Source organism: Chryseobacterium kimseyorum (assembly GCF_025971945.1).
Lineage (GTDB): Bacteria > Bacteroidota > Bacteroidia > Flavobacteriales > Weeksellaceae > Chryseobacterium > Chryseobacterium kimseyorum.
In genome coordinates, this window is the sequence record NZ_JAPDHW010000035.1 from 1 (window position 1) to 6,100 (window position 6,100).

Annotated in this window: 5 protein-coding genes and 1 pseudogene; all 6 read right to left on the reverse strand. The window is 33.7% G+C overall.

Translation table 11 applies throughout. The features are described from left to right. Positions 1 to 63: 63 nt before the first annotated feature. The gene (locus tag OMO38_RS20085; RefSeq protein ID WP_264751965.1) at positions 64 to 750 is read right to left on the reverse strand and encodes a nucleotidyl transferase AbiEii/AbiGii toxin family protein; all 687 of its coding nucleotides are present in this window, start codon (positions 748 to 750) and stop codon (positions 64 to 66) included. Next, positions 743 to 1,264: a hypothetical protein gene (locus OMO38_RS20090; protein WP_264751966.1), complete on the reverse strand. Its 522-nt coding sequence runs from the start codon at positions 1,262 to 1,264 to the stop codon at positions 743 to 745. Before OMO38_RS20090 ends, OMO38_RS20085 begins: the two co-directional genes overlap by 8 nt. A gap of 82 nt (positions 1,265 to 1,346) precedes the next feature. Continuing rightward, on the reverse strand, positions 1,347 to 2,576 hold the full coding sequence (locus tag OMO38_RS20095; protein WP_264751967.1) for a site-specific integrase: 1,230 nt from the start codon (positions 2,574 to 2,576) through the stop codon (positions 1,347 to 1,349). Between the two features lie 822 nt (positions 2,577 to 3,398). Next, a complete protein-coding gene (locus OMO38_RS20100) occupies positions 3,399 to 4,676 on the reverse strand; it encodes a tetratricopeptide repeat protein (protein WP_264751968.1) in 1,278 nt (425 codons plus the stop codon). A 343-nt stretch (positions 4,677 to 5,019) separates the two neighbouring features. After that, positions 5,020 to 5,589, reverse strand: coding sequence for a hypothetical protein (locus OMO38_RS20105; protein WP_264751969.1), 570 nt, complete (start codon positions 5,587 to 5,589; stop codon positions 5,020 to 5,022). A gap of 64 nt (positions 5,590 to 5,653) precedes the next feature. Further along, positions 5,654 to 6,100 (reverse strand): annotated as a pseudogene (locus OMO38_RS20110) (hypothetical protein); the annotation flags it as partial.

Below are 6,100 nucleotides of genomic sequence, written 5' to 3' on the forward strand. Positions count from 1 at the left end.
AAGAAAAACAATTCGCCATGCTTTATATATTTATCATTCAGAATGCTTTAATAATAAGAATTCTCAAGCATTCATAATATCGTTGATTTTTTCTTTGACAATATCCATTCTTTCATCTATGATTAAAGGATGAATGTGTGTATGCAATAGCTCATCTAATAGACATTTGTCAATAATTTTTTGAATTTCCAATTTGAGAAACTCCGAAATCCGTTTGTCAGTTTTAGCGATTTCTTCTACAACAGTAGTTCTGTTATCAATAATATAGATAATATCCTCAATATCGTGGCTGGTTCTGTAATCTTTTCCCCGGCTATTGAAAGCTTCAAATTTTGTTGCCAGAAAGCACGGAGCAGACAAAATATTAATTTCCTGATCTTTTGCATTAACTTTCCATAGATCCTCGAAACCTATTTTATACCAGCGGTTTGTAGAACCAAAAGCGTTGTCTTCCGCAGGAATGATATCTACTGGGATTTTATCATACTTATAGCTGCATATAGAAGCTCCGAAAGGATCTGGGTGGATACCTAATTTTCCTAACTCTTCAATGGTCTTTTGAAATTTTCCTGTATCAACAATATTGATGGTTAAATCTATATCTTTTGTGGGGCGTATTTCATCTGCAGCAGGATCATCCGTGTAAAGGCTGATAACAGAACCGCCTACAAAAACTACTTGATCTTTATACTGTTGTAAAGCCTCGGCGACTTCTGCAACAGTGCCTATATTGATAGTCTTGTTATGCAATGTTCAGATATTTTTTAAGGTATTCTACAGCCATTTCTTTTTCTCTTGATCTTCCTACACGGATTGCATCTGTAATAGCAAGCAGTTCATACAGCTTTTCGTCTTTCAGTGCTGCTTCCGGAACTGAAAGATAAAGTGGTTCAATACTTTGTCCCCTTGCTTTTCCTTTTGCATAAGCCCAAACGTACTTTTCGTTACTTTCAATTTCGGCATTCAACGGTGATGCGCTATGTGCTGTTGGAATTCCACGCACAACAGCTCCCGGTTTTTGAGGAAAAACATAACGTATGCCATATTGTAAAAACTCAGCAAGTGCGTGTTTCATTACGATTTTGCCTTTTGCATCCAATAGTCCTGAATTTTTTGACCTTGCAACGGATTCGCTTATTTCAGCCTGGCTTATTCCCAGTTCAGCTGCTACGGAGGATTGATTCCACAAATTGTCATCAATACTAATGATTTTCAACAAGAGGACAATGTCTTGCGGTTTCATATTCTGTTTTGAAGTCTTCATATATTGCACATTGCGATATGCAATATTAATAAAAAAGATTGATTTTCAAATTTAAATTATTGCATATTGCAATACACAATAATTATCCCCACGCTTTGTCCATTTGTTCGTCTGTAAAAGCTTCGGTCACTTTCATATACTTATCCAAAACAGCATCCTTTTTAATGTTAGCAATTTTCTTTATTGCTTTGGGCTCCATTCCTAATAGTAATGAATTTGTAATAAATGTTTTTCTAGCTGTATGACTTGTTATGAATTTACATTTGGGTTGTGTGAGTGATTTTTTCTTATTACCCACAAACCAATGAGTTGTGAACAGTTGTGTGATTTCTGCTAGCTCACAACAATCTTTAATGTATTCATTGAATTTTTGAGCAGAGATAACGGGTAAGGGTTCATAGATAGTTCCTTTGTATTTCTCTAAAATAGCTTTTGCATATTTGTTCAACTTGATAGCGTGATTCTGTGTTTTAGTTTTCTGAATAGAAAGAACTAGATGGTCATCAGAAATATTGGCTAAATGTAGTTTAGAAAGATCAGAAAACCGTAAACCTGTGAAGCACCCCATACAATAGAAATCCCGAACCTGAGACAGCCGATCACTCTCAAAATCTTTTTCGTATAATTTCATTAATTCTTCAAAGGTTAAATACACAATGTCAATGTCGTGTTCAACAGCTCTAAATTTCTCGAATTCCCTGTTCGTATTATATCCCTTTTCGATTGCCCAATTTAGAAACGATTTTAAAACTTTAATCACTTTAGCAAAATAATTCTGCTTCATCTTTTTTGTTTGGTAAGAATAGTCTCTTAATACTTCAAAAAAGTCATCATCAACTTTGTCAAAAGTGAGAACGATTGCATTTTCTTTACAAAAGAATTCTAAATAATTTTTTATTGTGGTTTGCCCTTTAATTGTATTGGGCGTTTTGGTCAGCTTTCCTTTGTCTATATATTCTGTGAAACATTTGAAAAAGTCAAATTCATTAGATATTTCAATTTTCTCATTTGAGTCAAACTTTTCAATAAATAAATCCTTTGTTGGTTCAAGCTTATTTGCTCTAAAATAAAGCGAAATATCTTGAATCTTGCTTTCTATCTGTTGAAGTTTTTCATTTATTTCGTCATAGCCATAATAAATTTCTTTTTTTGAATTGGCTTTCACTCGATTATTTTGCCAATCCTGAAATTTACAGTTTAGCCCTGTATTTCTTTTTAAAACCGAACTATTAATCCTGAATAAAATCCTTATTGGCATTAAACCATCTTGATTGATTTTATCTTTTCTTAATTCAAAATTGTATTTTATCATTAGATTAAATTTATTTAGTAATAGGAAAGGGGGAACAAAAGGGGGAACTATTTTGAATTTAAAATAAATAAAATATGATAAATAAATATTCCGCAAATCATTTGTAATCCAAATGTACTGAATATAAACGAGTTAAATATAAGTGAAATATAGAAAGATTTTAAGTTACCTCCGTCTGGGGTACACAAAAAGACTGTTAATCATTGATTAATAGTCTTTTTTGTTTTTAGGGGTTAATTAGAAATATTGCAAAAGATTTAAATTAATTCCGATTGACTAATATATACTGATAGAATGCTTCTTAATGTAAGACAATTGTGTCCTGTACATTGGAATTTTGCTCTTTGAAACTAACAAAGAAGCCTTTGCTATAAAAATCAATTCCTAAAAGATCTAAATGGTCAACTTCTAAGATTAGAAAATACATACTAAAAACGTCTTTACAACCCTGTATTTCATTGTATCATTTATAGTGTACATGTGAATATCCACAATGTATTTTGAAATCATTATATCAATAACTTTATCATTAGGAAAATAAATGCTATCACATTTTAAAGAAGCCGGGACGTTTCTTTTGATAATCTGAAGTCTTAAGATCCGACTATTTCGGTGGTTCTCCCCAATCCTTGTGAACAAAGTTTTGATTTTGAGAGGTGATTTTTCACCAGATGATCTATTCTTTTATCCATGTTTCAATAGCTATTTTATACAGAGCGCAAATAAACTTTTGTTTCTTTTTAGCGAAAAAATTCAGACAATCATCTGTAAACTATTATCTGTAAAAACTCGGGAAATCTGGATAGGTAAAAGGAAATTTTTCTATAGATTTTTAAACCACAGGTCGAAGCTTTCATCTGCAGGAACATTAAGTTTGTTTCTGAGATTTTGTCGGCGGTTTCTCACTGTGTGTACCGATTTGAAAGTGTACAGTGCCACATCTTTTGGTGTAAATCCTAAAAAGAAATAGGCGCATAAAGTCAGTTCAGTCACCCTGAGTTGTGGAGCTATCTGTAAAATTTTTTCTACAACATGAGGATACACCTCTCTGAAACGGGTAAAAAACTCAGGACTGTTGTCTTTGGCAAGCTGAATAACCTCTTCGAAAGACTCATTAATTTTCTGCTTGAGATCGTGGTTTTCTTCCTCTTTTTGATGAATAATATTTTCTTTTTCAGTAATGAGCTCTTTTCTTTTTCTTCTGATAAAATAAAATATTCCAATAGAAGATAAAATGACGATAAAACCGACAACTGAAGATATTGTCATAAACCTTTTATTGCTAATTTGCTCCTGTTCTTCTTTTTCAAATTTAATAACTTCATTAATCAAAGAGTCGCGTTGTATCTTGTTTGCAATAGCTATGCTGTCATCTAATCTTTTATATAATAGCTGATATTCTTTTGCATTTTTGTAATCACCTTTCTTTTCATATGCCATCTCCAGACCTTGATAAGCCTGGCTTATTCCGAGTGTTGATTTACCCTCTTTCATAAGTTTTTTTGCCTGCAAAAAATGTTGAAGTGCATCGTCTACTTTATTTTGCTCTAAATCGACACTGCCTAAACCTAACATGGCAGGAACTTCATACAAATGACCTTTGCCTTCCAAAACGGAAATCGCCTGTGTATAATAATGTCGCGCTGAATCATTTTTATTTGCCATGTAAAAATAGTTTCCCATATTGATATCAGACAGACTTATATGACGAAAAATATCTTTTGATGTCATTTTATCAAGCAATTTTCTCTGTTTTTTAAGAAAGTAATATGCGGAATCTGACTCTTTTAAATCATCATATGTGTAAGATAATTCAGTGTAACCGGCACTTAAAGTGTATAGCGTTTTGTTATCTTTAGGTTCAATCTTATTTAGAATAGCTATTGATTTTTTAATATTTTCTGATGCTAAGGTAAAAAGTTCCAGACGATTGTAATTGGCGCCCAACAGATTATAATTTTGGGCGTGAAGCTGCGCGTCTTTTTCAATATCACTAGTATATTCTATAGATTTCTTAACATACTGAATACTTTTATGATAGTTTCCGATATGAAATAACACAAGAGCCCTATAATAATTACCCTGAGCTAATCCTCTCATGTAATCTATTTTTTCGGACTTTGAGAGAATATCTTTGGAAATTTGTAGCAGTTCTTTTGTTTTAAAATTCAGCGCATAATCACTTGCCGTTTGTATTTGAACATCAATTTGCTTTTCTTCCTTTGATTTTTGGGCAAAGGAAAAAAATGAGATCAGAAAAAATTTGAGAAAAAGAAGTTGAATAACAGGTATTCGTAATTTATGGCAATCACTTTTCATAATTTGAGATTCGGCTGGCTGATCAGTATTTTCATCAAATATAATAAATTCAGTAAAAACTTATTATAGCAAAAAAAAGCGGATAGATTGTAAACCTATCCGCTTTAGAATAATTATTTATTTTTTAAGGTTTCCAGAACGTCCATTTCTGGCCATTAAAGATAATCAGCCGATGATCTGCTGCTGTAAGTCCCTGCAAAAACGCCATCATTCCCGGGGAAGGATTTATGATTGCGGCATAATTGGAAACAATTGGTAAAACCATCGCTTTATCAGGAGAATCAAGAACTAAAACGCCATCTGTTGTAGAGTTGGAATCTCCTATAATTGCTTTTCCACTCGTTTGGTCCGCAAGTGGTAAAGCCTGAGGTACTTTTACAACGCTTTCAACAGCTTGTGAATAGCCGGAAATACGGCTAAGATCTGTCCAGCCTGCGTTTTCATTTTTGACTTTCACTTTGTATTCTGAGTTTGAAGAAACATCAAAGATAATGGTGCCCCCTTTGGCGTTATTTGCTCCTGTAGGTACGGTTTCTACGTACGGAAGAATAATTCCTTTGTCGCCATCAGTTCCAAATTCCAGTAACACTGAAGTATTGCTAATGTTTGACACTAAATTGACCGCTCCGATTCTAACCTGCGAAAACGTAGAAATAGAAAGAAAAACGGATAATATAATTGCTGTTTTGTGCATGATATTTTCTTTTTTATAAAACCTTCAAGATTTCAAAGCCCTGAAGGTTTAAAATTTAATTATTTTAATGGGTAATCGGAGGACAACCCTGAGTGTTGAAACATTTCCAACCTTCTCCTGCGCCCGCACCTGTGTAAATTTTCAGACATCCTGCACCTGCATTTTCATCCGTATCAAAAACCATCATTCCTACAACCGGAATTGCAATGCTAGCTTCAGGATTGCTGTTTCTGGTAATCACGAATCCTTTGGTTTTACTTTCCAGTGCTGTATAGGCAGAATTTCTTACCATCGGCCAATCACTTGCCGTATTGGTTGTTCCTGTACTGATTTTTCCTGACCTGCCAAGAAGTGTGATCCCATGTTTTACAGGATAGGTTTGTCCTGAAGCCAATGCGGGATCTTCGTAACATACTGCCTGAATCGTCAGCTTTCCATCCTCTACTTCACCTCCAAAAACAGAACCGGTGGGAAGTGTAATATCAGCGGCATTTTTTGCAATTCTTAATCG